The 3650-nt window shown below is 61.5% G+C and carries 5 protein-coding genes; all 5 read right to left on the reverse strand.

The window, feature by feature from the left end; translation table 11 throughout:
- Positions 1–645, reverse strand: a 645-nt coding sequence (locus tag QOI01_RS00485) for an aromatic ring-hydroxylating oxygenase subunit alpha (RefSeq protein ID WP_526377570.1), incomplete at its 3' end; no start/stop codon positions are given.
- 541 nt (positions 646–1186) lie between these two features.
- Entirely contained in the window at positions 1187–1879 is a 693-nt protein-coding gene (locus tag QOI01_RS00490; protein WP_526377562.1) for a TetR/AcrR family transcriptional regulator, read from the reverse strand.
- Positions 1880–1952: 73 nt separating this feature from the next.
- Positions 1953–2357, reverse strand: a complete 405-nt coding sequence (locus QOI01_RS00495) for a bifunctional 3-phenylpropionate/cinnamic acid dioxygenase ferredoxin subunit (protein WP_526377564.1) — start codon at positions 2355–2357, stop codon at positions 1953–1955.
- Entirely contained in the window at positions 2354–3199 is an 846-nt protein-coding gene (locus QOI01_RS00500; RefSeq protein ID WP_526377566.1) for an IclR family transcriptional regulator, read from the reverse strand. The genes QOI01_RS00495 and QOI01_RS00500 overlap by 4 nt, the downstream gene beginning before the upstream one ends.
- A 222-nt stretch (positions 3200–3421) precedes the next feature.
- Positions 3422–3650 (reverse strand): carboxymuconolactone decarboxylase family protein (locus QOI01_RS00505; RefSeq protein WP_526377568.1); only part of this gene is annotated, 229 nt, incomplete at its 5' end.

Here is a 3650-nt window from a genome sequence, read left to right on the forward strand (position 1 = left end):
CCCTCCGTCGGGCGTTTGGGCGCCGCCGCCGTCAACTGCCGTTTCGAGAAGGCCGTCGTAGGCGTCCTCGGGCAACATTTTGGCGGCCGCAGCCGACATGTGGGTGATCTGCGGGTGATACCAGTCGAAGACGTTGTCGACGGTGAGCTTCCAATTCGCATCGATGAGGAATTTCTGGATTCCCGGGACGATCTCGATGTCGCCGAGTTCGGCGATCAGATCCAATCCGAGCCGCCCGGCGGTTCCCAGAAAGTCATGCAGCGGTGGTGCCGTTCCGTCGAGGGTGGCGAAGACGAACCCTTTGTAGGTGTCAAGCTGAGCGACTTGGCGAAGTCCGAGCTTGGAGCGATCGAGTGCGTTGTTGTAGAACTTCTCCATGCCTGGGACGCCGATCAGGTCGCCGGAGATGTCGAAGGTCCATCCGTGGTAGGTGCACATGAAGTTCCGCGCATTGCCCTCCTCGGCGCGGCAGATCGAGTTGCCGCGATGGGTGCACGTATTGAGCAACGCTCGAAGTGTTCCGTCCTTCTGGCGTACTACAAGAACGTTGTCGCGGCCCATCGGTGCTTCGAAAAAGTCGCCCGGCTTAGGCATCTGGGACTCATGGCAAAGGAACAGCCACGCTCGACCGAAGATCTGCCGCATCTCTCGTTCGAAAATCTCCTCATCGGTGAAGATGCGGCGATTGATTTCGCCCGTCTGAACCGAGACGAGTCCTTGCACGTCGTGCTGGTCGATAGACACCGCGGCCGAACCCTTCCATGACGAACGCCAGTTTCCTGATCTGTCAGGAACGTTAGGACCCCCTGCGAATACCACCCAGCTGCGTGTTCCACGGGGCGGAAATCACTTTGCGGGACGGGAGTGGTCATAGGGCGCGCGCTGAGCTCAGAGCGCAAGTCGCAGTCCCGGATCAGCCAAGGCCTTCGCATCGACGAGCCGGCCGCGCCGACGCCGACGCCGACGATCCTTGTGCGAGAGTTCATTTTCCGCTGCCTCCATCGTCGAGACCTGCTGTCGACGTCGCATGGTTGACCCAGGGCGCTCAATGCTGCCTCCATCCCCGACGCCGAGCGGCCCGATCCGAGGTTTGGGGAAAAGCGTGCGGCAAGATCGGGCTAGCAGGTAGCCATCACGTCCCGCCCTACGGAACCGGTGGGCTGCCACCGCTCACGGACTGCGCGATCTAGGTTGGGCGCAAAATCACCGACAGGATGTCGGTGAGGTACTTCTCCATTACCGAGATCTGCTCCGCGTCGAGCGGAGGCGCGTCTGGATCGAGGAGGGCACCGGTCGTGAAGTAGCCAAACCCCATTGTCAATCCGACAATCAGGCGAGAGCGCTCATCGGCACCGTCGCCGTGGAGGTGCGGCAGCAATGGCGACACGAGCCTGCGCTGAATTTCTCGGCGGAACAATTCGGCGCTCTCGTCGATGTCGAGCGATCGTACGAGTGCCAAGGATGGCGATCTTGCGTCCCGATCGTTCCAGTAGTCGATGATAGCTCTGGCGAGGTCGGCGGCGGGCTCGACGAGTGTCGGGAAGGTCCTGTCGGGCCTATCCGAGAGGTCCCACTCATCGCGTGCGACTTCGCGGAATAGGCCCATCTTGGACCCGAACATGCGCACGATCAATGCCGGGGTAATACCGGCCTCGTTGGCGATCTGCTGCAGCGGAACCATCGAGTATCCGCGTCGGGCGAAATTACGCCCGGCGGCACTCAGGATCTCCCGCCGGGTCCGTGCCGAGTTGCGCTTGCGACGCTGGGGTGGCTCCACGTCGGGGCATTGCACTGGATCGGATGACACGAGATACCCAATTTCTGAAAGGCGCACTGTCCCATTTGTGATCACGACGGGACCGTGCACAGCGTTCCGCATTTAGGTGAGCTCCGAGTTCAGTGTGCGGTCTCCTCCGCTGAGGCTCCATATCTGTCGGCCGCGGCGGTGCTGATTAGCTGGTCTCAACGTAAACGATCCCCCCGTTGACCTCAACGGGATAGGTCGCAATGTCGCGTGTGGCGGGCGGGCTCAGCACCTGACCGGTGCGTAGACAGAACTTGGCAAAGTGCCATGCGCACTCGACCTGATCTCCTTCGACGTAGCCATCGGCAAGCGACGACGCGTCGTGACTGCAGCTGTCTGCCGTTGCATAGAACTCACCCTCGACGTTAAATACCGCAATGGGGGGCGCCGTGGGAACTCGCCGGGCCTCACCTGGTGGAAGTTCGTCGATCGCGCAAACGCGGATCAAAGGCACGGTCGCTCCCTTCCAACGTGTTCGATGGTCCCGGAGTACCTGCGTCGCAGGGTGTTCACTGAGTACAGACGTTCGCGGTCTGACCGAGCGGGTCGTCACACAGCGAACACCGCGGAACCAAGCTGTTGAGAAATGGCGGCCGCGGTGTTGACGACTTTGGGGCTCAATTTGCGGACCGCCTCAATCGACGCATGCGCGCTGACCGAAACGGCGGCCAGCACCCGGCCGGAGCACGGATCACAAACGGGCGCTGCCACACACACCATTCCCAACAGCATCTCCTGCTGGTCGGTGGCGAAGCCGCGCTCCCGAACGTGCTGCAGAGTCCTTTCAAGACTCTCCCGATTTACCTGTGTGTAAGGCGTATACCTGCTCAACTTCTGTCGGAGGGCGCTGTCGCAGACGTCGGTGCCTGAGTTTGCCAGCATCGCCCTACCCAAGGCGGTGGCGTGAGCCTTCTTGCGTCCGCCCACGGCCGTGCCGGAGCGCACCGAATTGGGACCGAACAGTTTCTCGAGGTACAAGACGTCGACGCCTTGCAGAACGGCGAGGTGCACGGTCTCGCGGGTGGCGGCGTAAAGGTCGGCAAGAAACGGCATTGCGCTCTCCCGCAAGCCATTTGGACGACAAATACCGACACGGTTTCCCAATTCGAATACCCGATTCGTCAGGCAGTAGCGGTCGCCGACCCGACGAACATAATGCTGGTCGAGCAGCGTGCTGAGGAGGCGATGAGTGGTCGATTTCGGCAACCGCGCCAGTTGGGCCAGTTCGGTTACCCCCAGGACCGCCTGCTGACCCGTTGCGAACGCGTCCAACAGTCGCAGAGTCTTTGCGGCCGAACTGTCGACGTGGTGGCTGTCGGGCATGAGCGCGATCGAGGCCGGAGACGCGCGAGGGTCGCTGCGGCCCTGAAGAAGCTCGACGTTGAGCAATGTCACGGTTGCCTCGATTCGATTAAGTAAATGACCATTTACATCGTCCGCTGACGATGACCACCATGTCAATGGCCACCCTGCAAAAGTCACCAAAGATCGTGCTACAGGCGCTTTCCGAAGAGGCAAGATCTGGAATCGAATCGGCGCCGGCCACTCGCTGGTGAGCGGTCGCTCAGGCGGGCACGGGCGGTCGGGTGTTCTCCAGATGTCCTCGCCGGTCGGTGGTCACGACCCACGTCGACCGGGCTGGTTGGGCAGTTCGATCCCGGAGTCGTTGGCCACCCGAAGAGCGTTGAGCAGATACGACATCGTCACGTAGTTGCCGACAAGCATTGGCAACTCAACCAACTGTTCGTCGTTGAGCACCGCCCGCAACGCCGTCCAGATCGGGTCGGATAGTTGACTGCTCGAGTGCAGCTCGTCCGCTGCCCCACAAAGCGGCTGCTCGTGAGCC

Origin of the sequence: Mycobacterium sp. (assembly GCF_032162605.1) — a bacterium.
In the GTDB taxonomy this organism is placed as follows: domain Bacteria; phylum Actinomycetota; class Actinomycetes; order Mycobacteriales; family Mycobacteriaceae; genus Mycobacterium.

Excerpts from the sequence above, each read along its gene's own strand:
- QOI01_RS00490 (WP_526377562.1), bottom strand. The coding sequence starts at position 1,879 with ATGCGGAACGCTGTGCACGGTCCCGTCGTGATCACAAATGGGACAGTG.